This is a genomic window from Mesobacillus subterraneus, assembly GCF_023715485.1.
Lineage (GTDB): Bacteria > Bacillota > Bacilli > Bacillales > Cytobacillaceae > Mesobacillus > Mesobacillus subterraneus_B.
In genome coordinates this window covers 1-24,388 of sequence record NZ_JAMBOF010000016.1, presented here as the reverse complement: position 1 = coordinate 24,388, position 24,388 = coordinate 1, and the positions used below count along the sequence as shown (strand labels likewise).

Annotated in this window: 28 protein-coding genes; 21 read left to right on the top strand and 7 right to left on the bottom strand. The window is 43.1% G+C overall.

Annotation, left to right across the window (positions count from 1 at the left end):
* Positions 1-27: 27 nt before the first annotated feature.
* Positions 28-1,077 carry an NAD(P)/FAD-dependent oxidoreductase gene (locus M3204_RS18920; RefSeq protein ID WP_251486107.1) on the bottom strand — a complete coding sequence of 350 codons (1,050 nt, stop codon included), beginning with the start codon at positions 1,075-1,077 and terminating at the stop codon, positions 28-30.
* A gap of 133 nt (positions 1,078-1,210) precedes the next feature.
* Between M3204_RS18920 and M3204_RS18915 the strand changes: the two genes are divergently transcribed.
* The 7 genes from M3204_RS18915 (at position 1,211) to M3204_RS18885 (ending at position 7,676) form a co-directional block, all read left to right on the top strand.
* Positions 1,211-2,053: an ABC transporter ATP-binding protein gene (locus M3204_RS18915; RefSeq protein ID WP_251486104.1), complete on the top strand. Its 843-nt coding sequence runs from the start codon at positions 1,211-1,213 to the stop codon at positions 2,051-2,053.
* The gene (locus tag M3204_RS18910) at positions 2,007-2,921 is read left to right on the top strand and encodes an iron-hydroxamate ABC transporter substrate-binding protein (protein WP_251486099.1); all 915 of its coding nucleotides are present in this window, start codon (positions 2,007-2,009) and stop codon (positions 2,919-2,921) included. The genes M3204_RS18915 and M3204_RS18910 overlap by 47 nt, the downstream gene beginning before the upstream one ends.
* Before the next feature lie 87 nt (positions 2,922-3,008).
* Positions 3,009-3,989 (top strand): FecCD family ABC transporter permease, encoded by a 981-nt coding sequence (locus tag M3204_RS18905; protein WP_435367743.1) that lies wholly within the window; start codon positions 3,009-3,011, stop codon positions 3,987-3,989.
* Positions 3,986-4,993: a FecCD family ABC transporter permease gene (locus tag M3204_RS18900; RefSeq protein WP_251486080.1), complete on the top strand. Its 1,008-nt coding sequence runs from the start codon at positions 3,986-3,988 to the stop codon at positions 4,991-4,993. The genes M3204_RS18905 and M3204_RS18900 overlap by 4 nt, the downstream gene beginning before the upstream one ends.
* Before the next feature lie 331 nt (positions 4,994-5,324).
* Positions 5,325-6,179, top strand: a complete 855-nt coding sequence (locus tag M3204_RS18895) for a GRP family sugar transporter (protein WP_251486077.1) — start codon at positions 5,325-5,327, stop codon at positions 6,177-6,179.
* Positions 6,180-6,192: 13 nt separating this feature from the next.
* Positions 6,193-6,978 (top strand): glucose-1-dehydrogenase, encoded by a 786-nt coding sequence (locus tag M3204_RS18890; protein WP_251486046.1) that lies wholly within the window; start codon positions 6,193-6,195, stop codon positions 6,976-6,978.
* A 194-nt stretch (positions 6,979-7,172) separates the two neighbouring features.
* Positions 7,173-7,676, top strand: a complete 504-nt coding sequence (locus M3204_RS18885) for a DUF1456 family protein (RefSeq protein WP_251486043.1) — start codon at positions 7,173-7,175, stop codon at positions 7,674-7,676.
* Positions 7,677-7,748: 72 nt separating this feature from the next.
* Here M3204_RS18885 and M3204_RS18880 read toward each other — a convergent pair whose 3' ends face one another.
* The 3 genes from M3204_RS18880 to M3204_RS18870 all read right to left on the bottom strand — a co-directional run bounded on the left by M3204_RS18880 (position 7,749) and on the right by M3204_RS18870 (position 9,712).
* Positions 7,749-8,255, bottom strand: a complete 507-nt coding sequence (locus M3204_RS18880; RefSeq protein WP_251486040.1) for a hypothetical protein — start codon at positions 8,253-8,255, stop codon at positions 7,749-7,751.
* Between the two features lie 2 nt (positions 8,256-8,257).
* Entirely contained in the window at positions 8,258-8,584 is a 327-nt protein-coding gene (locus M3204_RS18875) for a hypothetical protein (protein ID WP_251486037.1), read from the bottom strand.
* Positions 8,585-8,743: 159 nt separating this feature from the next.
* Positions 8,744-9,712 (bottom strand): ABC transporter substrate-binding protein, encoded by a 969-nt coding sequence (locus M3204_RS18870; protein WP_251486033.1) that lies wholly within the window; start codon positions 9,710-9,712, stop codon positions 8,744-8,746.
* A 312-nt stretch (positions 9,713-10,024) separates the two neighbouring features.
* On the opposite strand from M3204_RS18870, the gene M3204_RS18865 reads away from it, so the two are divergent.
* The 5 genes from M3204_RS18865 (at position 10,025) to M3204_RS18845 (ending at position 15,121) form a co-directional block, all read left to right on the top strand.
* Positions 10,025-11,026: a FecCD family ABC transporter permease gene (locus M3204_RS18865; RefSeq protein WP_251486030.1), complete on the top strand. Its 1,002-nt coding sequence runs from the start codon at positions 10,025-10,027 to the stop codon at positions 11,024-11,026.
* Positions 11,026-12,081 (top strand): FecCD family ABC transporter permease, encoded by a 1,056-nt coding sequence (locus tag M3204_RS18860; RefSeq protein ID WP_251486027.1) that lies wholly within the window; start codon positions 11,026-11,028, stop codon positions 12,079-12,081. The genes M3204_RS18865 and M3204_RS18860 overlap by 1 nt, the downstream gene beginning before the upstream one ends.
* A gap of 55 nt (positions 12,082-12,136) precedes the next feature.
* The gene (locus M3204_RS18855) at positions 12,137-12,952 is read left to right on the top strand and encodes an ABC transporter ATP-binding protein (protein ID WP_251486024.1); all 816 of its coding nucleotides are present in this window, start codon (positions 12,137-12,139) and stop codon (positions 12,950-12,952) included.
* 9 nt (positions 12,953-12,961) lie between these two features.
* Positions 12,962-13,708, top strand: a complete 747-nt coding sequence (locus M3204_RS18850; protein ID WP_251486315.1) for an IucA/IucC family C-terminal-domain containing protein — start codon at positions 12,962-12,964, stop codon at positions 13,706-13,708.
* Positions 13,709-14,146: 438 nt separating this feature from the next.
* Positions 14,147-15,121, top strand: a complete 975-nt coding sequence (locus M3204_RS18845; protein WP_251486021.1) for a PstS family phosphate ABC transporter substrate-binding protein — start codon at positions 14,147-14,149, stop codon at positions 15,119-15,121.
* Positions 15,122-15,577: 456 nt separating this feature from the next.
* Here M3204_RS18845 and M3204_RS18840 read toward each other — a convergent pair whose 3' ends face one another.
* Entirely contained in the window at positions 15,578-15,766 is a 189-nt protein-coding gene (locus tag M3204_RS18840; RefSeq protein WP_251486019.1) for a hypothetical protein, read from the bottom strand.
* A gap of 372 nt (positions 15,767-16,138) precedes the next feature.
* On the opposite strand from M3204_RS18840, the gene M3204_RS18835 reads away from it, so the two are divergent.
* From M3204_RS18835 to wrbA, 8 genes are all read left to right on the top strand, one after another.
* Positions 16,139-16,420, top strand: coding sequence for a GNAT family N-acetyltransferase (locus M3204_RS18835; RefSeq protein ID WP_251486016.1), 282 nt, complete (start codon positions 16,139-16,141; stop codon positions 16,418-16,420).
* A gap of 705 nt (positions 16,421-17,125) precedes the next feature.
* Complete coding sequence (locus M3204_RS18830) at positions 17,126-18,109, top strand: ring-cleaving dioxygenase (RefSeq protein ID WP_251486014.1); 984 nt, start codon at positions 17,126-17,128, stop codon at positions 18,107-18,109.
* Positions 18,109-18,234 carry a hypothetical protein gene (locus M3204_RS23780; protein WP_285857121.1) on the top strand — a complete coding sequence of 42 codons (126 nt, stop codon included), beginning with the start codon at positions 18,109-18,111 and terminating at the stop codon, positions 18,232-18,234. The genes M3204_RS18830 and M3204_RS23780 overlap by 1 nt, the downstream gene beginning before the upstream one ends.
* On the top strand, positions 18,182-18,604 hold the full coding sequence (locus M3204_RS18825; RefSeq protein WP_251486012.1) for a MarR family winged helix-turn-helix transcriptional regulator: 423 nt from the start codon (positions 18,182-18,184) through the stop codon (positions 18,602-18,604). The genes M3204_RS23780 and M3204_RS18825 overlap by 53 nt, the downstream gene beginning before the upstream one ends.
* A 39-nt stretch (positions 18,605-18,643) precedes the next feature.
* Positions 18,644-19,042 (top strand): DoxX family protein, encoded by a 399-nt coding sequence (locus M3204_RS18820; protein WP_251486010.1) that lies wholly within the window; start codon positions 18,644-18,646, stop codon positions 19,040-19,042.
* Positions 19,043-19,083: 41 nt separating this feature from the next.
* The gene (locus M3204_RS18815) at positions 19,084-20,028 is read left to right on the top strand and encodes a ring-cleaving dioxygenase (protein WP_251485995.1); all 945 of its coding nucleotides are present in this window, start codon (positions 19,084-19,086) and stop codon (positions 20,026-20,028) included.
* A gap of 1 nt (position 20,029) precedes the next feature.
* Positions 20,030-20,632: an alpha/beta hydrolase gene (locus tag M3204_RS18810; RefSeq protein ID WP_251485992.1), complete on the top strand. Its 603-nt coding sequence runs from the start codon at positions 20,030-20,032 to the stop codon at positions 20,630-20,632.
* Positions 20,633-20,679: 47 nt separating this feature from the next.
* Positions 20,680-21,291 (top strand): NAD(P)H:quinone oxidoreductase, encoded by a 612-nt coding sequence (wrbA, locus tag M3204_RS18805; RefSeq protein WP_251485989.1) that lies wholly within the window; start codon positions 20,680-20,682, stop codon positions 21,289-21,291.
* Positions 21,292-21,366: 75 nt separating this feature from the next.
* Here the strand turns inward: wrbA and M3204_RS18800 are convergent, their stop codons facing one another.
* Positions 21,367-21,891, bottom strand: coding sequence for a CBO0543 family protein (locus tag M3204_RS18800; protein WP_251485986.1), 525 nt, complete (start codon positions 21,889-21,891; stop codon positions 21,367-21,369).
* A 193-nt stretch (positions 21,892-22,084) separates the two neighbouring features.
* Here M3204_RS18800 and M3204_RS18795 point away from each other — a divergent pair, with 193 nt between their 5' ends.
* Positions 22,085-23,572, top strand: coding sequence for a protein adenylyltransferase SelO (locus tag M3204_RS18795; protein ID WP_435367742.1), 1,488 nt, complete (start codon positions 22,085-22,087; stop codon positions 23,570-23,572).
* Between the two features lie 205 nt (positions 23,573-23,777).
* On the opposite strand, the gene M3204_RS18790 is transcribed toward M3204_RS18795, so the two are convergent.
* Positions 23,778-23,873 (bottom strand): putative holin-like toxin, encoded by a 96-nt coding sequence (locus tag M3204_RS18790; RefSeq protein WP_251485982.1) that lies wholly within the window; start codon positions 23,871-23,873, stop codon positions 23,778-23,780.
* Positions 23,874-24,388 lie beyond the last annotated feature (515 nt).

Below are 24,388 nucleotides of genomic sequence, written 5' to 3'. Positions count from 1 at the left end.
AGGAATAATGCTTTGCCAAATGCTAATTCACCTTACCATTTGCATAATCAATTCTTTGTTCCTTTTAGAGAATACTTCATTATGTGACGAAACCATTGCAGCCGATGCGGCTTCAGGTTCTATGAATTGTTTTGCCTTATTCACGGCATTGGCTGCATCCTGGAAGGCACCTGCGATTAAATTCACTTTTCCGTCGTGCTTCAATATATCTCCGGCCGCAAAAAGTCCAGGAACAGAGGTTTCACTGGCAGGGGTTCCGGCGATGAAGAATTGATCGATTAAATCAACATCCAGTTCGCTGTTTTGCAGTAAGGAAGCATCCTGGTCAAACCCGTGGTTGACTAAGACATTGTCAACCTGGATGAGAGTAATCTCACCCGTTTCATTGTTTGTTACTTCTACATGCTCTATGGAACTAAGTTCCTTTCCAGCAATCAATCTAGTTATCGAAGAGGTGAAAACGCATTTGACCGAACTGTTCATCAGCTGCGATATCTGGGATTCATGGCCTGTCAATGAATCTCTTCGATGAACAACGTAAACTTTTTTGGCAACAGGTTCTAACATATTCGCCCAATCAATAGCCGAATTGCCTCCACCTGAAATCACTACCGTTCTGTTTTTGAATTGTTTAAGTGACTGTACCGTGTAGTGCAGGTTCGATACCTCGAAGCGATCAGCGCCCTCGAGTTTAAGTTTTTGAGGTTTTAAAATACCGGAGCCAATGGCGACAATGACAGATTTCGAGTAATGGGTCATGCCTGACTCGGCTTTTAAAATAAAGAACCCTTCCTTGCTGCGAGAAATCGAAACGATCTTTTCCCCCAATACTACATCAGGATTAAAAGTTAAAGCCTGTTCCTTAAGCTGTTCCATTAACCTTGCACCTGTGGTAGGTCCTATACCCCCGACATCCCATATAACTTTTTCAGGATAGACGTGAATTTTCCCTCCCAATTCAGGCCGCGCTTCTATGATTTTCGTCTTCATTTCCCTAAGGCCGCCGTAAAATGCAGAATAAAGCCCAGCAGGTCCTCCACCAATAATCGTAAGGTCATATATTTCAAAATCGAGCATTGTTAGCACCCCTTATTCCTTCTTTTTCACAAAATGTTCATTGACGGGATAATAAAAGAGTTTTATAGTATGAGTATAAACGATATTGATAATCATTATCAATTATAATTTTAAAAATTTGGGAGGCATGATAATGGTTCGGCTTTACACAGATCAATTACAAGTTGATTATGGGGAACGAGCAATTGTAAACAATTTGACAATTGGAATTCCAGATAAAAAAATAACTGTGATCATTGGGCCCAATGGATGCGGAAAATCAACGTTATTAAAAGCAATGACTCGAATCATTTCACATCAATCTGGATCCATCGTCCTGGATGGGGCAAGTATCACCGGTGAAGACACCAAGAGTCTCGCGAAAAAAATGGCGATCCTTCCTCAGACTCCGGAAAGTGCGGCCGGCCTGACGGTAGGAGAACTAGTCTCATACGGTCGGTTCCCTTATCAAAAAGGCTTCGGGAGGCTGACAAAAAAGGATGTTGACGTTATAAACTGGGCCATGGAAGTAACGGGAACGGCAGGGTATAAATACGACCCGGTGGATTCATTATCCGGGGGCCAGAGGCAGCGTGTTTGGATCGCATTGGCGCTCGCTCAGGAAACAGAAATGATTTTCCTTGATGAACCGACTACATATCTGGATATGTCCCATCAGCTTGAAATTCTGGAACTCCTGCAAAAGCTGAATAGCGAGCAGGGGCGTACCATCGTTATGGTTCTGCATGACTTGAACCAGGCCGCCCGCTTTGCAGATCACATTGTGGCAATGAAAGCAGGAAAAGTCGTGAAGACCGGTACAAATGAGGAAGTAATAAACCGGGAAGTGCTGAAGGAAGTTTTCCAGATTGATGCGGAAATTGGAAGGGATCCTCGCACAAACAAACCGATTTGCATAACTTACAACTTATTAAAGGGAGAAGAAAAAGATGAAAAAATTACTGCCATATCTGCTTATGCTGGTGCTCATTCTTAGTGCTTGCGGAGGACAATCAAATGAAAAATCAAGCGCCAAAAAGAAAGATGAGCAGCCTGAAAAAATCACGTATCAAGCTGAAAGCGGACCTGTAGAAGTACCTGCAAATCCAGAAAGAGTCATTGTCCTTTCATCGTTTGCCGGCAATGTAATGGCACTCGACGTAAAAATGGTTGGAGTCGATTCTTGGTCAAAGATGAATCCTCGGTTCGAAAAATTGAAGGATGTTGAAGAAGTAACAGATGAGAACCTAGAGAAGATCATAGAGCTGGACCCGGATCTGATTATCGGACTTTCCACCATTAAAAATGTCGATAAATTAAAGGAAATAGCCCCTACCGTAACTTTCACATATGGAAAGCTGGATTACCTGTCTCAACACCTGGAAATTGGTAAGCTTTTAAACAAGGAAAAAGAAGCAAAAAGCTGGATTGAGAATTTTAAGGCAGAATCAAAAGCAGCAGGTGAACAAATCAAAGCAAAGATCGGCGAAGACGCAACGGTTTCTGTAATAGAAAACTTCGACAAAGAGCTATACGTTTTCGGTGACAACTGGGCAAGGGGCACCGAAATCCTTTATCAGGAAATGAAGTTGAATATGCCTGAAAAAGTTAAAGAGATGGCTCTTGAACAGGGATACTATGCGATTTCTCCAGAAGTTCTATCGGATTTTGCCGGGGATTACGTAATCTTCAGTAAAAATGCCGAAGGTGATACTTCCTTCCAGGAAACAGAAACATATAAAAATATCCCGGCTGTAAAGAACAATCGTGTGTTTGAGGCGAATGCAAAAGAGTTTTACTTCAATGACCCGCTAACTCTTGAGTATCAGCTTGATTTCTTTAAAAAATCATTTCTAAACAAATAGATAACAGGAGGGATTCTTTTAGAGAATTCCTCTTGTTGTTATCGGAAAGATGAGATGTTCATATTGAAACAGAAAAGCTCTCTTACGTTGCTGTATAAGTTCATATTAGGATTGTTATTTTTGTTAGGCTCTTTTATGGCTGCTATGGTTTTTGGTGCGGCGGATACGAGTATAAAAGAAATCTGGCTTTCCCTCACTTCCAATTTGAAAACTGACACTATTATAATGATTCGTGAAATCCGTCTGCCTCGTGAAGTAGCTGCAATTGTAGTCGGTGCAGCCCTGTCAGTCTCAGGTGCCATCATGCAAGGACTGACCAGGAACCCGCTTGCTGACCCAGGTTTGCTGGGTTTAACGGCTGGGGCCAATGCTGCTTTAGCTTTGACTATGGCTCTTATACCGGGAGCTGGATATATGACCATTACCATTGCCTGCTTTATAGGAGCGGCAATAGGTGTGATCATGGTGTTCGGTATTGGAGCGATGAAAAAGGGAGGCTTTTCTCCTTTGCGGATTGTTCTGGCGGGAGCTGCGGTTTCGGCATTTTTATATGCGGTTGCAGAAGGAATAGGGTTGTATTTTAAAATCTCCAAGGATGTATCCATGTGGACGGCTGGCGGCTTAATGGGTACTTCATGGAGCCAGCTCAAGGTGATTATTCCGTTTATCGTCATTGGAATCGGAGTCTCCTTTTATCTCGCAAGGCAACTGACGATTTTAAGCTTAAATGAAGAGGTTGCTGTTGGGTTGGGTCAAAAGACCAGCCAGATTAAATTCGTTTTATTTATTGTAATCGTACTGCTTGCCGGGTCATCGGTTGCCCTTGTTGGAAATATGGCATTCATTGGTTTAATGATTCCGCATATAGTCAGAATGGTGGTGGGCACCGACTATCGGTTTGTACTGCCAATGTCAGCTATAATCGGGGCATCCTTTATGCTTTTAGCTGACACTATTGGACGTACCATCAATGCACCTTATGAAACGCCTATATACGCAGTTGTTTCGATGCTGGGTTTGCCTTTCTTCCTGTTTGTTGTACATAAAGGAGGGAGGAATATCGTATGATTCATCCTTCAATCATGAAGAAACAAAGAATCATCATAAGTGTGCTGCTAGTGCTGATTGTGTTAACCATTATTGTGAGCCTTGGATTGGGCTACTCATCCGTGTCCTATAATCGGATTATCCCAACCATTTTTGGCGAGGGAACATTTAAAGAAGAGTTCGTTCTGTTTTCAATCCGTCTGCCGCGTATAGTGGTGACCATTCTCGCTGGAATGGCACTGGCTATTTCCGGGGCCGTATTGCAGGGGCTGACTAGAAATGATCTGGCAGATCCAGGGATAATCGGAATAAACACAGGAGCAGGATTAGGGATTGCGGTCTTCTTTCTGTATTTTCCAATCGATGCTGGATCGTTTACCTACATGCTTCCTGTCATTGCATTTCTTGGGGCATTGCTCACTGCCATGCTCATCTACCTCTTTTCGTATAAAAAAGGCCTGGGCTTGCAGCCAGTCAGATTGATTCTTGTGGGAATTGGATTTTCCATGGCTTTATCAGGGGCGATGATAGTAATTATTTCATCTGCAGAGCGCCAAAAAGTAGACTTCATTGCAAGATGGCTTGCCGGTAATATATGGGGAGCAGACTGGCCATATATATGGGCGATACTGCCATGGCTAGCTGTTTTAATTCCGTTCATTCTCTATAAGGCAAATCGGTTGAATCTTCTTAACCTGAACGATCCAGTCGCTATAGGTGTCGGTTTATCGATTGAAAAAGAGAGACTCGTGCTTCTAATGACAGCGGTTGCCCTGGCTGCAGCTGCCGTTTCGGTGACAGGAGGAATCGCATTTATCGGGCTGATGGCGCCTCATTTGGCAAAGGCGTTAATTGGGCCAAGAAATCAATTGTATCTTCCAATCGCACTGCTGATTGGAGGCTGGCTCCTTTTGTTTGCTGATACAATAGGTCGTAATATTCTTGAGCCAGAAGGTATCCCGGCTGGTATCATGACTGCGCTGATTGGTGCGCCATACTTCATTTATTTGCTGCTTCGGAAGTAAATTGTGTAATTTTGCGCGTTTTAAAAAAGTAATTAAAAATGCTGCCGGTTTATCACATCCGGCGGCATTTCTTATTATTTACTAATATTATTTTGAAGCTTGCCAAAATCATAGTCTCGAGTTGTTGTCGTGAATTCGATATTCGTGAATTGGGGTTTTCCATACTCTTCAACATCTGAGGTTTTTTGTTTCCGCTATGCTATGGGCAGTATTCCTGGTCTTTTAGAAATTAGCCTTTTTAAGCACTTTCGTATTCCATAAGAGAATAAGATTTTGTTCATTACCGCAATCTAATATCATAATTTGGAAAAATGAGATTGGGGTATCGCCTATGTCAGGAATTTTATTAGCCTTACTCGCGGCTGTTTCATGGGGCAGCATCGTGTTCGTCAGCAACAAGCTTGGCGGGGATGAAGACAGCCAGACACTCGGAACGACAGTCGGCGCATTGTTATTTGCTATTGCGGTTTTCATTTATAAGAGACCGGACTTGTCGACTCTTATTTGGACCGTCGGGTTTATTTCAGGCTTGTTTTGGTCGCTTGGGCAGAAAAATCAGTTTGGAGCCGTCCGCTATTTAGGCGTTGCGAAAACCGCACCGATGTCGACTGGCTTGCAGCTGATTGGCACGACGTTTTTCGGCGTGTTTATTTTTAAGGAGTGGGAAACAACAACAAGCGTCGTGATTGGAACCTGTGCTCTTGCGCTGATTATTGCCGGTGCAGTGCTTACCTCGCTCAAACAAAGCAATGACAGCGGGCAGTCGAAGAGTCTGAAAAAAGGATTCCTTGTCTTGCTTCTGTCGACGGCTGGCTTTGTCGGTTATGTCATATTGATCCGCTGGTTTAATATTGACGGCTGGGCAGCAATTTTGCCGCAGGCGATCGGGATGCTGACGGGTGCTTTGCTGCTGACGATGCGCAATAAACCATATAACAAATATGCCGTCCGAAATATTGTGACCGGCCTGCTATGGAGTACAGGAAATCTCGGGCTTTTACTTGCTCTGCCAAAAATTGGCGTTGCGACAAGCTTTTCCCTTTCGCAGACAGGGATTGTCATCTCAACCATCGGAGGGCTGTTCTTTTTAAATGAACGAAAGAGTAAAAAACAGGTCTGGATGGTTTTGCTTGGGTGCTTGCTGATTATCGCGGGCGGCGTATTATTGGGCGTTACAAAAAGATAAGGGAGCGATGGGAATGTATCCAAATCTTGAAGGGAAAGTTGTAGTCATTACAGGAGCTGGAACCGGACTTGGGAGAGCGATGGCTGAGAGGTTCGGCGCGGAAAAAGCGAAGGTTGTCATTAATTATTTTAAAGAGGATGAAGATGTCCAGAGCATTATAGAGACGATTGAAAAAGCAGGCGGAAGCGGAAGTGCCATCCAGGGGGATGTCACGAAGGAAGAGGATATAAAAAGGATGATTGCCCATGCTGTGAACACGTTTGGTTCATTGGATATCATGGTCAATAACGCCGGCATTGAAAATGAAGTTCCTTCTGAGGACCTCACGCTCGAAGATTGGAATAAGGTCATTTCAACCAATTTGACAGGACAGTTCTTAGGCTGCCGGGAAGCGATTGACTATATGCTCGAGAATAAGATTAAAGGTTCCATTATTAATATGTCATCTGTTCATCAGGAAATTCCCTGGCCGCACTTCGTCCATTATGCAGCCAGTAAAGGCGGAGTCAAGCTGATGACCGAAACGCTCGCGCTTGAATTCGCCCCGCACGGAATTCGTGTGAACTGCATTGCCCCGGGAGCGATCGACACACCTATCAATGCTGAAAAATTTGATGATCCTGAATTGAAGAAAGGCGTAGTGGAGCTCATTCCAATGGGCTATATCGGCAAGCCAGAAGAAATTGCCGCGTGCGCTGTCTGGCTCGCTTCGAGCGAAGCCAGCTATGTTACGGGGCTAACACTCTTCGCTGATGGAGGCATGACTCAATATCCTGGGTTTCAGGCAGGTAAGGGGTAATTTTTTCAGCGGATATTTTTTAAAAAGGGTGCTCCCCATTAATTATTGCTTGGATTGCAGGGGTTCGTGTGGGATAATACTTGTGCTCAATGATAGAAAAAATGAGCACAGGTGTTTTAATAATATTAAAGATGCAAATTATACATAAAGGTGAATCTGCAGTCCTTATATGCAATGTAATGGGAGGTTTATAGATGGAGAACAATGATATATTAATTCGACTAAGATACGCGCAGGATATCAAAAATACCGATATGGTTGAAATCTTCAAACTCGGCGGCGTTAAAGTCACTAAAGAAGAAGTACTGAAGATGCTCAAAAAACCTGATGATGTTTATGGTGAGATTGATGTAGAAGAAAACGAAGATTACATTAAGTGCAATCATAGGATGTTAGAGTCATTTTTAAATGGCTTCATTACTTTTAAAAGAGGAAAACAAGATCCAAAACCTGGACAGCCCGAAACTCCAGCGCTGACTAATGAAAGTATTAATAATATGCTTCTTAAGAAGCTGAAAATTGCCCTGGCACTGACAAGCGAGGATATGCTTGATATTTTTACAAAAGCTGGAATCACCGTAACAAAAGGGGAATTGGGTGCACTGTTACGGAAACCGGGACACAAGAATTACAAAGAATGCGGCGATAAATTTGCCCGCAATTTCTTAAAAGGGTTAGCGATAAAATATAGGGGATAACCTGAAGAAAACCAATATGTAAAATTAAGAGCTTATCCTGTGGGATAGGCTCTTATTTATGGAAACAATTTATTAATTGCCAGACTCATAAAATGCCATGCTAAGTGCGATGTTTGTTGGGTATATTCCTTCATTTTGAATGATTAAAATATAATGGCTATCGAGTTGAAGTATTCTTTCGTAGGATGTGGATTCGATTGGAGCGCTGCCTTGTGAATAGGCATACCTCGGAATCATTGTTTCTTCCATTACCGTTCCGCCATAGATATTGGCAGGATTTGCGTAAAAAGAAGTGGCTGCCTGTATCTTTGACCTGTCATCAAGGTTGATGGCCGGAAGTTTTTTGTTTCCGTGAGTAAAGCGGGGATTCTTTAAGAGCTTAATCCCCAATTGTTCAGACTGGCTTATTATTCTCCGATCGGTGATATGTGTAATTGTATCCTTGCCTGTAGTGATTTGAATGTTGAGGCTCTGTCCAGGTGGAATGGTGGTCCGATGAGAAAGAGTGAATGCCTGGCCCGCAAAAACAAAACCTAGCCAATACGGCATGCCACTAAATGGAATACTTGTCAGCGCCATAATTAAACCACCTCGAAAATTCTTATTGAGACAGGATATTCTTTCGTCCTGGCATAAATCGTTAAATCCTCATCAGGGTCCAGGTCATACACAATGATTTCAGCTGGAGTATTAAAGATATAATTTCCTTTTTCAATCGAAAAATCAGGGTCAGAAGAATGATAAATATAAGTAGAGGAATCATTCACGACCCATAATTGTCTCCTTCTTGGCAGGTTTTCCGTTCCCACTCGCAATGGAGTTGGTTCAGTCGTAACTCTTATTCTCCCGACTCGAGTATCTTTTGTCCAATAAGGCCCAGGCAGATGTCGATAATTAAAGCCATTCATAGTGTCCACCTCACAATTATGTCTACCCTCACAAACTGACCGTGACAGGAGCCCATAAATATGGATTTTTCTTACTATATGTTCTTGGGGAGAAAGAGGTGAAGGTATTTTGATACAAAAAAAGGAATCCGACACTCGAGTGCCAGATTCCCTTTTTTCTTATTTCACTAAATATTCCTCGATGTCATCCAACAATAGATTTGCCGCGATGACGCCGCCGGCTGTGTTCCAGATTGTATCGTCCACTTTGTATACTTTGCCTTCCTGGGCAACTTTCAGGTTTTTGAAGAGCGGGTCTTCAATCCATTCCTTTTCAAGCTGGCTTGCTTCGCCGTCGCCTGTTTCATAGGTGAAGTAGAACATGACATCGCCGTCCATTGCCGGGATGCGTTCTTTTGTTGCGTTCTTTTCAGCAAAATCGGCTACATTCTGGCTTTCAGGACGGGCAAGGCCGATTTGATCAAGGATGACACCCGAGAAGGAATCCTTATGATAGATACGGACGTCACCAGCCATGAAACGGACAATCGAAACTTCCTGGCTTAGGTTATCTCCAAGGTTTCCCTTGATATCCTCAATACGCTTATCATAGTCAGCGATGACCTTTTTGCCTTCTTCTTCTTTATTAAGAGCTTTAGCGTAAAGTTCAAAGTTTTCTTTCCAGTTTCCGCGTAATGTTTCCGCAAAAACAGTAGGGGCAATTTCATTTAATTGATTATAGATTTTTTCCTGGCGCATTTTATTTCCGATGATCAAATCAGGCTGCAGGGCAACAATCGCTTCGATATTTACTTCACTTTCTGTTCCAACAACCTGAACGTCCTTCATTTCTTTAGAGATGTGCTCGTACCAAGGTTTGCCAGTCCAAGACTGCACAGCACCTACAGGAGTCACGCCCATGGAAAGAAGTGCTTCGGTTCCTTCATTCGTTAAAATAACGACTTTCTCAGGAGTTTTCTCTAGAGTGGTTGTTCCCATTGCATGTTCCACTGTGTAGCTAGTATCTTCTGTTTTCTTTCCTTCATCTTCTTTTTCTGCTGACTGCTCATCATTATTGGTATTTCCGCAAGCGGCCAAAAAGAGCAAAGTTAAAATGGTTAGTAATGATAATAGGTGTTTAAATCTCATGTTTATTTCCTCCAAATATGTAATGGAAATGATAATCATTATCACTTGCTGCTTTTATATTAAAATGGTTTTCGAAGGATGTCAACGATTAATTGAAAATGATTATCAGTTAAATTGAACGTTTTGTGAACGCCATAATGTTCTTTAATAGTCACATTAACTAAAGTCCTTTGAGAAATGATGTCCGTTTTTTGAACTTAGTCTCAATCTAAGTGAAAATGATTCTCAAACTCATTGACAGCATGTATATAGTGCAATAGACTGAAACTTGTAAAGTAGCCTTATTTTATGATGTGTAGGAAGGTTTTTATTATGCTATTAAAAAACAGCACCCAAAGATGGGCGGGTTTAATTTTCGCCATAATCTTACTATTAATATTGATGGGTTTCAGCATTGTATACGGATATACGAACACAACCTGGAAAATGGCGATCGATGCTTTTACCGTCTTTGATGGTTCTAATGAGCATATCATTATTCAGTCTGTACGTTTGCCGCGTGCTTTAATAGCGGCAGCGGTGGGGGCAAGCCTTGCGATTGCAGGGGTACTCCTGCAGACTCTTACGAATAATCCTCTTGCGGCTCCGGAAATCTTCGGGATCAATGCGGGAGCAGGCTTTGCGGTCGTAATCGCTGTTTCCCTATTCTCATTAAGTAATCTTCAGTTTTTTACCTGGGTATCATTCCTGGGTGCAGCTGTTTCTTTTATATTTGTATATATTATCAGCTCAATTGGCCGTGAAGGATTAACACCAATGAAGCTGACGCTCGCCGGTGCTGCGATGAGCGCGATGTTTTCCTCGATGACGCAGGGATTTCTCGTTATCAATGAAACGGCTCTCGAACAGGTCCTATTCTGGCTTGCCGGTTCAGTATCAGGCCGAAAGCTGGAAACCTTGTTAGCGGTCCTTCCTTACCTGGCGGCTGGCTGGATTTTTGCGATGGCCATTGCCGGTAAAATGAATGTCCTCTCCATGGGGGAGGATGTGGCAAAGGGATTGGGGTTAAAAACAGGCATGTTAAAACTCGCTGCCGGCATCATTGTCGTCTTATTATCAGGCGGGGCAGTCGCGGTAGCAGGGCCGATTGGCTTTTTAGGAATTGTCATTCCCCATCTCACAAGGGCGGTCGTCGGAATCGACCATCGCTGGGTCATTCCTTTTTCCGCGCTGTTTGGCGGTATGCTGCTGTTAATGGCCGATATTGCCTCACGATATGTCATTATGCCCCAGGAAGTGCCTGTTGGTGTGATGACCGCTATTATTGGAACTCCTTTCTTCGTGTATATCGCTAGAAGGGGGTTCAATAAATAATGGGAAAGTATGTGAATTTACGGATATTTAAAGGGAAAGTTTCTTATTTAATCGATCGAAAAGCAGTGTTCGTTTTCCTCGTTCTGCTGGCTGCAGCAGCTGCTGTTTTTATCATCAGCACCGGAACGGGAGAAATGAAGATCAGCCCTCTTAGAGTCATCCAGGTGCTCTTCGGTGGAGGATCTGATATGGAGAGGCTCGTTATCCAAACTCTGAGACTGCCGCGGATCATCGTGGCGCTGATGGTTGGGATCGCCCTTGCAGTCGCAGGAGGCATTTTACAGGGGATCATCAGAAATCCGCTTGCCTCCCCCGATATAATCGGGATAACCGGGGGTGCATCTGTAGCTGTTGTCGGTTTTCTTGCATTTTTTAGTGATAAAAACAACGCGCTGACTGTAAGTATAAACTGGATGCCAGTTGCCGCTTTTTCTGGTGCTGCGATCGTTGCTTTCTTAGTTTATTTTTTAGCGTATAAAGGTGGAGTATCTCCGATCAGGCTTGTTTTGATCGGGATTGGCATCGCCAGCCTGATGAAGGCGCTGACGACTTTAATGATGGTCTTTGGGCCGATTTATCAGGCGAGCCAGGCGAATATTTGGATAACGGGAACAGTGTACGGATCGAACTGGGGAAATGTCGCCATTCTTGTTCCGTGGACGATTCTCTTGATTATTACGGCGTTCATTTTGGCGAGAAATGTGAATATCCAGGAGCTGGGCGATGAAATCGCCACGGGAGTTGGCAGCAATGTGCAAAGGTATCGCTTCCTGCTGCTGATGGTGAGTACCGGATTGATTGGAGGCGCGGTTGCCTTTGGCGGAGGGATTGGCTTTGTAGGGCTGATGGCTCCGCATATGGCCAGGAGATTGGTTGGCTCCGCTTTTGGCGCGCTGCTGCCGGCTTCGGCGTTAATTGGCGGGATCCTTGTGATGGGTGCCGACTTAATCGGGCGGACTTTATTTTCGCCGCTGGAAATTCCGGCAGGTGTCTTCACGGCAAGCATCGGTGCACCGTACTTTATCTACTTGCTTTTTAAAACAAGGAATTCATAACTTCTGAATGTAGAATCATATAGTTAAAAGACTTTTAATAAAAGGAGAGGGCGAAATGGCAACAGGGCAAGCGATCGCAACAAAAGATTTAACACTGTCATATGGGGATGCCATTATCATTAATGAACTGGATTTGGAGATTCTCAAAGGAGAAATTACCGTCTTCATTGGCGGCAATGGTTGCGGGAAGTCCACTTTGCTGCGGTCGATTGCTCGTTTGCTGAAGCCTAAATCCGGTGCGGTTTTGCTTGAAGGCGAGGCGATCGCGAAGATGTCCACAAAGGATGTGGCCAGGAAAATGGCGATCCTGCCGCAATCACCGATAGCTCCCGAAGGCCTAACCGTCCTCCAGCTTGTCAAACAAGGGCGTTATCCTTACCAAACATGGCTCAAGCAATGGTCGGCAGATGATGAGCAGAAGGTGAATGCTGCCCTAAAGGCCACCGGATTGGAAGAGTTGAAGGACCGAGCAGTTGACTCCTTGTCTGGCGGTCAGCGCCAGAGAGCTTGGATAGCCATGACACTGGCGCAGGATACTGACACGATTCTGCTCGATGAGCCGACCACTTATCTGGATATGACCCATCAGATTGAGATTCTCGATTTGCTTTTTGAATTGAATGAAAAAGAGCAAAGAACAATTGTGATGGTGCTGCATGATCTTAACCTGGCCTGCCGGTATGCGCATAATATTGTCGCGATAAAAGATCAAAAGGTCTTCGCCCAGGGGAAGCCAGAAGTCGTTATTAACTGTGGGCTCGTAAAAAATGTGTTTGGCATGAATTGTGAAGTGACGATCGATCCGCTTTTTGGAACGCCGCTGTGCATTCCTTACGGCAAAGGAAGGTGTATTTTAAAAGGGCAGGGGTGATGTTTTGTGATGGACCTTCTGGATATTGAGACGAAGGAGCTTCAGCAGTTCCGCCTTGGAGAGGTCAAAGTTGATTCGGAATTCTCGATGGAAGTGGTTGACCTGCTGAATGAAGCTGCTCTGGATACGTACTTGAATAAGGTAAAAGCGCATCTGGGAGCTCCGAATCTAAAGGTCGCTGGCTCCCTGTTTATCAAGAGATACGCCTTCCTGCCAGTTCTTTATTTATACGCAATGACAGCATGGGATAAAAAGCTTGATGTCTCATTTGCCAATCTTTCCGTTGAAAGTGCTGAACGCGATGGACTTTGGCTCCCGGAATTCCGCTTTGAAAAGCTTCAGGCAGAGAATGCAGAAGCAGACAGAGATCAGTGGAGGCAAGTTTGTATAGAATCCCTTTTCAAGAATCATATTTTTCCCGTATTGGAAGCAACGTCCCGAGTGTCGAAAGCTTCAAAGCTGATCCTTTGGGAAAATATCGCTATTTATATTTTCTGGCTGTATGAGACGGTTTTATCCAAAGAATCATTATTAGCGCAAAAGGCCAAGGAAGATTTTGAGTATATTGTTTATGGAGCAGAAGGGGCATTATTCGGCGGCTATCATGAAAATCCATTGAAAAGGTATCATCATAACAAGATATTGAATAAGGATACAGGGAAAGAAGTAAGACCGCGAAAGACGTGCTGCTTCTCCTATATGACAGCCGCCGGCAAACAGTGTGGAACCTGTCCAATAGTTTGCGGAAAGGCATAAAAATCAAGGGCAATGGATAAGTGGAGACTCCACATATTCATTGCTCTTTTTTATTCACTAAAAATTGGTTGATTAAAAGATTGATAGAATGGGAATACTATAATTAACAATAAATTAAAAAGGAGGCGACTACGATGAGACAGATTACCGAGTTTGTGAATGAAGAAGGTTTTGAGCTAAAGGGCTACATTTCCCAGCTATTTGAACAAGTATCCGATGATAATAATGAGGAAAGCTGATCAAAGGAACCGATGCTGATCAGCTTTTTTTTATCTCCATATTAATTTCCTTCCCATTTTCCCTCCTCTGTTGATTCTGACATTACTTATTCTTAACAATGATTTTCAATTTATTTACATAACCTTAAAACCCGGTTAATAACAGTCAATTACTATTGTACATGTAGTAACGGACATATTAATTAGGGGGAATTAAGGGATGAAGAAACTTAAGAGATTAAGTGTTTTTGCAATGCTTGCATCAGTCATGGTATTTGGAGCTGCTTGCTCAGGCGGAGAAAAAAGTGCAGAAACGACTAACGGATCCAAGGAAACTGAGACCCAACTAGAAGGCAGCGTAGTCATTGATGGTTCAGGCACTGTCTATCCATTCATGGCTAAAATGGCTGAAAACTATATGTCTAATGAACAAGAAAATGTATCTGTGGAAGTGAGCCGTTCTGGGACTTCAGCTGGTTTCAAAAAGTTCCTTGAAAAGGATGGCACTGATTACAATGATGCATCCCGTCAAATTAAGGACGAAGAAAAAGCAAAAGCTGAAGAATTAGGAATTGAAGTGAAAGAAATGAAGGTAGCACTAGATGGTATTACCATCGTCATCAATAAAGAGAATGATTGGGCAAAGGAACTGACTAAAGAAGAAATCGTTGAAATCTTCCTTGCCGACGGTGGAAAGAAGAAATGGTCTGATGTCCGTCCAGATTTCCCGGCAGAAGAGATCCAAACATATGGACCAAATGAAAACCATGGCACATACGAATTCATGTTTGAAAACATTCTTGAGGAAAAGCCGCTTGTAGAGGGAATCAACTTGCAGCAAGACTATGCAACACTTGTTGACTTAGTGGCGAAGGACAAGAACGCAATCGGCTTCTTCGGTTATGGATATTATGCGAATAACAAAGAGAAATTGTCAGCGGTGAACGTTGATTTTGGCAATGGACCGGTTGAACCTTCACTTGAAACCATCAAGGAAGATGGCGATTACGCTCCATTCACGCGCCCTGTTTTCACCTATCTGAACGTTAACAAAGCTAAAGAAAACCCTCAAGTGTTAGACTATGCAATCTATACAATGGAAAATGCACAGGACATCGCAGAAGAAACTGGATTTGCTCCATTATCTGACGAAGATATCCAATCAATTCTTGGAGAGTTAAATGAATTGGAATAAGTAAAATGGAAGAGAAGGCTGAGTCCAGGAGGGCTTGAGCCTTCTTTTTTTGTCTTGATAAAGCGACTTGAATGATGCATTCGGGATATAGGCTGCCAAATCCAACGGATGTAGAGGTGGGTATGGGGGATTCTTTTTTTTATAAGCTCTGTAATAATAGAATTGTGATTTCTGTGTTTTAAAAAATAAACGGAAAAATTCCGTTTAAATTGGGAAATATCAACATTCTACTAAAAATAAGAGGAGTTTTTCCGTTTATATTAACCTAATCTTTAGATTTAGTTATATTTAGAGAAGTTAATCGGAATATCTCCGCTTATATCTGCTTCTTAAGCCCCTGCTATATACAATAACCGGAATTTCTCCGCCTATGTATTCCTATATCTACGAAAATCAACAAAGAATAATAACAAGGGTTATAAAAAAAACAGTGGAGCCCACTGTTCAAACGATCGTTTATTTGGCGTGCTTTCTATGATCCAAGGTCGACAGGAATTTATAGCGCAGCTTCGCTTTATTAAGCAGCTGTTCAACCTCTTCGAGCATTAAGGTTCTTTCCTGATCACAGTTTGCATTAATTAGCTGCCGTTTTAATTCGGTTAATTTCATATTTTCTTCAGTGGAAAGACTAGATTTATTTTGCATAACTTAATCCTCCTCATGATTGAAAAGTTCCTGTGCCTAATTTCAGTTTAAATTGGAAATTTTAATTGTTTATGGAGATTTTATTAAGTTACTTTAAAAGAATTGTGTAGAGTTGTATTTCTTATCAGCGGACTACCGTTAATGCACAGGATGACCATGAACTGTTGCTTGAGGTATTGGACGAGTGCCAGTTCAAGGAGTGGGAAGAACAGGTTTGTTGGGATGATAAGAAATTTAGATCATTAATTAATGGAAAAGTCATGCAGCCACGAGTAAGATAAAAATTAAAAGGGTATGAAGTAGACAACAATGTCCATTAAGGGAGATATCAAAGCTTTGCGGGTAAAGTAGTTAAAATCAGGAGGTGCTGTCATGTCATTTGAATATGTAGAAGAAAACAATCGTTTTACGGCTAAAGATTCGCAGGGAATAGAGGCTGGGGAGGTTACCTTCAGCCGTGGCGGGGAAGGAGTCCTCGTCATTGATCATACAGGAGTCGATCCCGATTATCGCGGACAAGGAGTGGCAGAAGAACTCGTTCGCCAGGTAGTTGAAAAAGCAAAGAAAGAGGGATTGAAAGTACAGCCTGTTTGTTCATATGCAAAAAGAGAATTCGAGAAGCATGAAGAATATAGAGAGGTACTGCAGCAATAAAACCTGCTCTCATAAATGATTGAGCCTTTGAATCTTGATAACGATTCGGAGGCTTTTATTACGTGGCTGCTGCCTTTGGTCAGTTGTCTGAAATGGGTTGGACCGTCTTTGAGGTTTGGAGGGAAAAAATTGTTGTAAGTAATGTAAAAAGTGTCCGTCATCGAGGCTCTATCGGACAAATCGGAAGCAGGATCGGGGAGAAATGTCCGATAGAAGGGTTCTAACGGACAAATCCGAAGCAGGATCGGGGAGAAATGTCCGATAGAAGGGTTCTAACGAACAAATCCGAAGCAGGATCGGGGAGAAATGTCCGGTAGAAGGGTTCTAACGGACAAATCCGAAGCAGGGTCAGGGAGAAATGTCCGATAGAAGGGCTCTAATGGACAAATCCGAAGCAGGGTCAGGGAGAAATGTCCGATAGAAGGGCTCTAACGGAAAAATCCGAAGCAGGATCAGGGAAAAATGTCCGTTAGGGAGACTCTATTGGGTAAATGGGAAAAGGGGGGAGAGAAAAAGTGTCTAATATGAGCTTTCTTCAGAGTGTTGACACACTAAAAAATTCATGATATTATTATCTCGAATTCAAGATAAATGAATTTGTAATATCAAATTTTAAACAATAAGCTTATATTTTTTTGGATAAAGTAAGGTTAGATATTTTTTTGACTATATATCTCGATTTCGAGATAAAAAGGAGAGGGAATAATGAACCATTTAAAAGGAATCCACCACGTTACGGCTATTACGAGCAGTGCAGAAAAGAACTATGAGTTTTTCACTTATGTACTTGGAATGCGATTAGTGAAAAAAACAGTCAACCAGGATGACATCCGCACTTATCACTTATTTTTCGCTGATGATAAAGGGTCTGCGGGTACGGATATGACGTTCTTTGATTTTCCTGGAATTCCGAAAGGGTCGCATGGAACGGACGAAATTTACAAAACGGCATTCAGAGTGCCGACAGATGCTGCAATTGAATATTGGGTCAAGCGTTTTGATAAATACGAAGTGAAGCACACAGGCATCAGAGATTTGTTTGGCAAGAAGACGATTTCGTTTGTAGATTTTGATGACCAGCAGTACTTGCTGATTTCTGATGAATTCAATGAAGGGATTGCATCGGGTACGCCATGGCAAAACGGACCGGTTCCACTGGAATTCGCCATCACGGGCCTGGGCCCCATCCATATTCGCATCTCCCGGTTTGATTATTTTAAAGAAGTGCTGGAAAAGGTCATGCACATGCGCGAAATTGCGCAAGAGGGGTCGCTTCACTTGTTCGAGATGGGAGAAGGCGGGAATGGCGCGCAGGTCATCGTTGAAGACAATAACGTTTTGCCAGCTGGCCGCCAGGGTTACGGCACAGTGCATCATACGGCCTTCAGAGTTGAGGATACGGCTGTCTTGAAAGAATGGATTCAGCATATGGGAGCATCTGGATTTGGAACATCGGGTTATGTTGACCGCTTCTTTTTCGAATCATTATATGCTCGTGTATCGCCAGGAATCTTATTCGAATGGGCTACTGACGGACCAGGGTTCATGGACGAAGAACCATACGAAACGCTGGGTGAGAAGCTGTCATTGCCTCCATTCCTTGAACCAAAACGCGAACAAATCGAAAATTTTGTCCGGCCGATCGATACAGTCCGGAGTACGCGCGAACTGGAAAAGGAGTATTTATAATGGTCAAGCTGAAAAAGATTTCAAAAGGGGCGATGGATGCCCTTTTTGAAATTCAGCCAGGAGGTGTTGGATGTGGAAAGAAAATGTACGAACCAGTCATTCTTGCTGCTGATGCATACATCTAAAGCGATTCAGGATCAGATAAAAGATGATATGAGCAAAAATAATCTAAGCATTACGGAGTTTTCTGTCTTGGAGGTTTTGTACCATAAAGGAAGGCAGACGATTCAGCAGATTGCCCAGAGCATCTTAATTTCCAGTGGTTCAATGACCTATGTGATTGATAAATTGGAGCAACGGGGCCTTTTAAAACGAAATGCGTGCCCTGGTGATCGCCGGGCTAGCCATATCACATTGACACCAGATGGAGAGGGATTGATGGAGAAAATCATGCCAGAGCACGAGGATTTGATAGACTCCTTGTTTGATTCATTATCTGCTGATGAAGAACAGGAATTGATACGGCTGCTAAGAAAGATAAATAAATTTAATTAAAAATCTCGAATCCGAGATAAATTCAGGAGGATATTTACAATGATGGATATTGGCTTATTGATTATTAGAGTGGTAATTGGAGTTTTATTTGTGGCCCACGGAGCGCAAAAATTGTTTGGCTGGTTTGGAGGATATGGATTAAAGGGTACAGGGGGCTGGTTTGATTCGATTGGCATGAAACCAGGAGTAACGATGGCACTGATCGCAGGTTTAGCAGAATTGACAGGAGGAATACTATTTGCGTTAGGACTGTTAACTCCTGTTGCAGGATTGTTGATTGCTGGTACTATGGCGATTGCGATCATGAAGGTCCATGGACCGAATGGATTATGGTCAACATCTAATGGATACGAATATAACCTCACTTTGCTTGCTGTTGCGATTGGCATAGCTTTGATTGGACCAGGTCATTATAGTCTTGATGCGTTTTTATTCTAATATATCTCGAATTCGAAATTTATTGAAAGAGAGTGGTGAAGATGGGGAAGAAAACAATGGGTATACACCATATCACGGCAATCGTTGGCCCTCCGCAGGAAAATGTTGATTTCTATGCAGGTGTTTTAGGGTTGCGATTAGTGAAGCAAACAGTCAATTTCGATGATCCGGGTACGTACCACCTTTATTTCGGAAATGAAGGGGGAAAGCCAGGAACGATCATTACATTCTTTCCATGGGCTGGAGCGTATCAAGGAAAAATCGGAGACGGCCAGGTAGGAGTGACTTCCTATGTTGTCCCGAAAGGTGCTCTCGGTTTTTGGGAAGAAAGATTAGAAAGGTTCAATGTTTCTTTTACCAAAACAGACCGTTTCGGAGAGCAGTACCTGGTCTTTGATGATTCACATGGACTTCATCTGGAAATAGTGGAGAGAGAAGAAGGAGAAGCTAATACCTGGACTTTTGGAGGCGTAACACCAGAATATGCAATTAAAGGTTTTGGCGGAGCGACTCTATTATCAGCACGGCCAGGTCAAACGGCTGAGTTGTTAGAGAAGGTAATGGGACTTGAAAAAATAGGCGAGGAAGGAGATTTCGCTCGCTATCGCTCTACTGCCGATATCGGGAATGTGATCGACCTTAAATTAACGCCTTCCGGACGCGGGGAAATGGGTGTCGGTACTGTACACCACATTGCTTGGCGGGCAATTGATGACGAGGATCAATTGGATTGGAAAAAATATGTTGCTGAGAATGGATATGGAGTTACTCCAGTGCAGGATCGCAATTATTTCAACGCCATTTATTTCAGGGAACACGGAGAGATCCTGTTCGAGATTGCCACAGATCCGCCTGGCTTTACGGTGGATGAACCGCTGGATCAGTTAGGTCAAAAGCTCATGCTCCCAGAATGGCTGGAGTCAAAGAGAGAGGAATTTGAAGCAATTTTGGAGCCTTTAGAAATCCGCGAAATGGAGGGGAATTAAGATGAAACACATTTTTAATAAAGGGAAAGATGCCAATAAGCCGACCCTGTTACTGTTACATGGTACAGGCGGGAATGAATTGGACTTATTACCAATTGCAGGAATAATTGATGATGAAGCATCTGTATTAAGCGTAAGGGGTAATGTATTGGAAAATGGCATGCCGCGCTTTTTCCGCAGGCTAGCTGAAGGAGTCTTTGATGAAGCTGACCTTGTTTTCCGGACGAAAGAACTGAACGATTTTCTCGATGAAGCATCAGAAAAGTACGGGTTTGACCGGACGAACATCATAGCAGTTGGCTACTCAAATGGAGCCAATATTGCGGCGAGTTTAATGTTCCATTACGGAACTGCATTGAAAGGTGCGATCCTTCATCACCCTATGGTACCGAGAAGGGGAATTGAACTGCCTGATTTATCAGGGACGTCGGTGTTCATTGCTGCCGGTACAAATGATCCTATCTGTTCTCCTGAGGAATCAACCGAATTACAGTCATTACTAGAAAAGGCCAACGCCAAGGTAGAGCTGCACTGGGAGAACAAAGGCCATCAATTAACGTTACAGGAAGTTGAAGCGGCAGCGCAATGGTATCGGAGTTTGTAAATCCAGATCATTTATTTGGAAATTAACAAATAAAGGAGACTAATAAAATGGCAAACGTGAATTTAGCAGTGATTTTTTACAGCATGGGCGGAACAAATTATCAGCTTTCAAAATGGGCCGCGGAAGGTGCAAAAGAAGCTGGCGCGGAAGTGAAAGTTTTTAAAGTAAAAGAATTGGCTCCTGAATCAGCAATTGAAGGAAATCCTGCCTGGAAAGCAACTGTTGAAGCAACAAAGGATGTTCCTGAGGTGACACCGGAGGATCTAGAATGGGCTGACGCGATTATTTTCAGTGTCCCGACACGATTCGGAAATATGCCTTCACAAATGAAGCAATTCCTTGATACAACAGGAGGCCTGTGGGCAAAAGGGAAATTGGTGAACAAGGTAGTCAGTGCAATGTCATCCGCACAGAACCCGCATGGCGGACAAGAGGCGACCATCTTGTCACTTTATACAACGATGTACCACTGGGGTGCGATCGTCGCTGCTCCTGGCTACACTGATCCAGTTACATTCGGTGCTGGCGGAAATCCATACGGCACAAGTGTTACCGTCGACCAGGATGGCAAAATGATCGAAGACGTCCTGGCAGCCGTTAAACATCAGGCAAAGCGTACAGTTACTGTTGCTGAGTGGGTTAAGAAAGGGAATCAATAATTTATGTTAAAAAGAGGCGAACAGTGCTACGACTGTTCGCCTTATTTTATACAGATAACGAATTTGCCTCAATCCTCAGATGTCTTGTTCCTGATATGAAGCCGGCGCTTTGGTTCGAGTCGTACTAATTTTTTTGTCTAAAAAACGGATCCATTCTATAAATACCCTCACAAATATAAAGGTAAATGAAAGAATAGAAAATGTATAATAACCATTCCAGCCTTTTCGATATCTCACTAATCTGGTATTCTTCTCAAGCCAATTCTCTAAAAGTGTCATTGGTAAACTAAAGAGAGTAACACTCAAAATTGTTTTTAAAGGCTTCATCTTATATGTAAATTGATTGTACATGACACATGATAAAGGAAATAATATATAGAGAAATACAATATTTGAGTCAAATAAATTTGGAAAATAGCGGGTTGGATAATGAACATATTTTTTCTTAATAATTGGGCCGTCAAGTAAGGTTGATACTAAAGTTTTAAATAAGTATATAAGAAACCAGTCTTTTAACAGGCCTGTTTTTCGAGATAAAAAAAATATGCTCCCACTAATACCAAATATGGTCATTAGATGTAAGATTGTTTTATCCTTCACGTTTAATCACTCCTCATCAATAAGGTGCTCTTTTTTGAAATTATTATGATGTGCAAAATAAGTTCAGTTCAAGGGTGACAAAAATAGCCTTGTGGCGTCAGTATTATAGAAAAAGGGTACATTAAATTGTGAGTTGAAACTTTGATGTTATGGCAATGAGTTTTGGATTCTGTTTTAAATAAAATAAAGAACTATGATAAATAGCAAAGGAGGAGATTGGATGACTAAAAATGAAGCGGGCTGGAACTTTGATAATAGCTATACAAGGCTGCCCGGAATCTTTTTTTCAAGACAGAATCCAACCCCAGTTAAGGAACCCCAATTAGTGTTTCTTAATGGTGGATTGGCTAATTCGCTTGGGTTGAAGGTTGAGGCGCTGCAAAGGGAAGGGAGTGTGGCGGTTTTTGCCGGCAACCAAATCCCAGAGGGGGCAGAGCCGCTTGCCCAAGCTTATGCGGGACATCAGTTCGGGCATTTTAATATGCTGGGGGATGGACGCGCGATTTTGCTTGGTGAGCAGATTACACCAGAGGGCGAGAGAGTGGATATCCAGCTAAAAGGTCCTGGCAGGACTAAATATTCCCGCGGGGGAGATGGGCGTGCTGGATTGGGGCCGATGCTGCGTGAATACATTATCAGTGAAGCAATGCATGCGCTTGGCATCCCTACTACCCGCAGTCTGGCGGTGGTGATGACCGGTGAGCAAATCATCCGTGACACGATGCAGCATGGTGCGATTTTGACACGCGTGGCTGCCAGCCATCTGCGCGTGGGTACCTTTCAGTATGGAGCTAACTTTGGCAAGGTTGAAGACCTGCGCTTGCTCGCGGACTATGCAATCAACCGCCATTACCCCGCACTGGAAGCGGATGAAAATAAATATCTCTTATTCCTTAAGGAAGTCATCAAGCGCCAGGTGTCTTTGATTACGAAGTGGCAGCTCGTCGGTTTTATCCACGGTGTAATGAACACGGACAACATGACGATTAGCGGCGAGACGATCGATTATGGTCCTTGTGCTTTTATGGATACGTACGACCCGGCGACAGTGTTCAGTTCGATTGACCGTGAAGGCCGCTATGCTTACGGCAACCAGCCTTATATTGCCGGGTGGAATCTGTCGCGTTTTGCAGAGAGCCTGTTGCCGTTGCTGCATGAAGATGAAGATCAGGCGGTAAAAATGGCCGAAGAGGCCCTTTCCGAATTCCCTGAACTGTTTGAAGCCAATTGGCTAGCAGGAATGAGAAAGAAACTTGGTTTGTTTAACGAGGAGAAAGGGGATAAACCACTGATTGCGGACCTCCTCAACTTAATGCAGAAGCATAAAGCCGACTTTACGAATACATTCCGTGCATTGACCTTTGGCAAGGTGGAGGGTGGTGACCTGTTCCAGTCGCCGGAATTTAAGGAATGGCACGAGAAGTGGCAGGCAAGACGTGGGCGACAGGAGCAAACGAAAGAGGCATCACATCAGCTGATGCGCGACAGCAACCCTGCAATCATCCCAAGGAACCATCGGGTGGAAGAAGCGCTTGAGGCCGCCGTTAAGGGAGATTTGAGCGTGACGGAAAAACTCTTGGAAGTTCTTTCAAATCCATATGCCCATTCTCCCGAGCAGACAGAATTCTGCACGCCGCCAGCGCCATCAGCTAAGCCTTATCGGACTTTCTGCGGGACATAATGGAATGGCCACGGTCTCATTGCTTGACCCTAGCTTTGATTTTAGAGGCAACTTTGTTTATAATTTATCCATACAATCCATATATTAAAAAAGAGCTTCCGGCTGCAACCGGAAACTCAAGTGTACAGCATGCTGCCAGAAGTGCAGCGGCCTATAGAATGAATAAGAAATGATCTACTCAAACATTGTGGCGATGCAGGGTAGGTCATTTCTTTTTGTTTGCAGAAATACCTAATGCAACTACGGCAATGATTAATGTCGCGAAACTGATCATCATGTTCATTGCTTCGTAAGTTACCAACAGCGTCACCCCCTTTCGTGAAGAAAGTGAGGAATGACCGCTGCCCACCCCGCATTTGCTGTACAGAATAAGTATGAACAGAAAATGCGTTCTGCTATACGGTGAAAAAGAGGGATCGGTTGATTGTTTATTTTATAAATAACGTGGTGATGGTTTATGTGCCCGGAGAAGAGTAGAAACCGGGAAACCGGTCACATAAAACCAGTTTATATGCCCGGAGTAGAGAAGAAGCCGAGAAACCGGTCACATAAAAGAGGTTTATGTGCCCAGTGTAGAGAAGAAATCGAGAAACCGGTCACATAAAAGCGGTTTATGTGCTCGGTGTAGAGAAGAAGCCGAGAAACCGGTCACATAAAACGAGAATATGTGCCGTCGTGCGAGAAAAAGCGGATTAAGCCCATATAATTGTGTAAAAAGAAAATGAGTCAAATTAATTCCTTTAGTCAACAATGTTATCAGCGACGAAAACAATGTGGAGGAATTAATTATGACTCAATTACAGTTTAACCTAAATC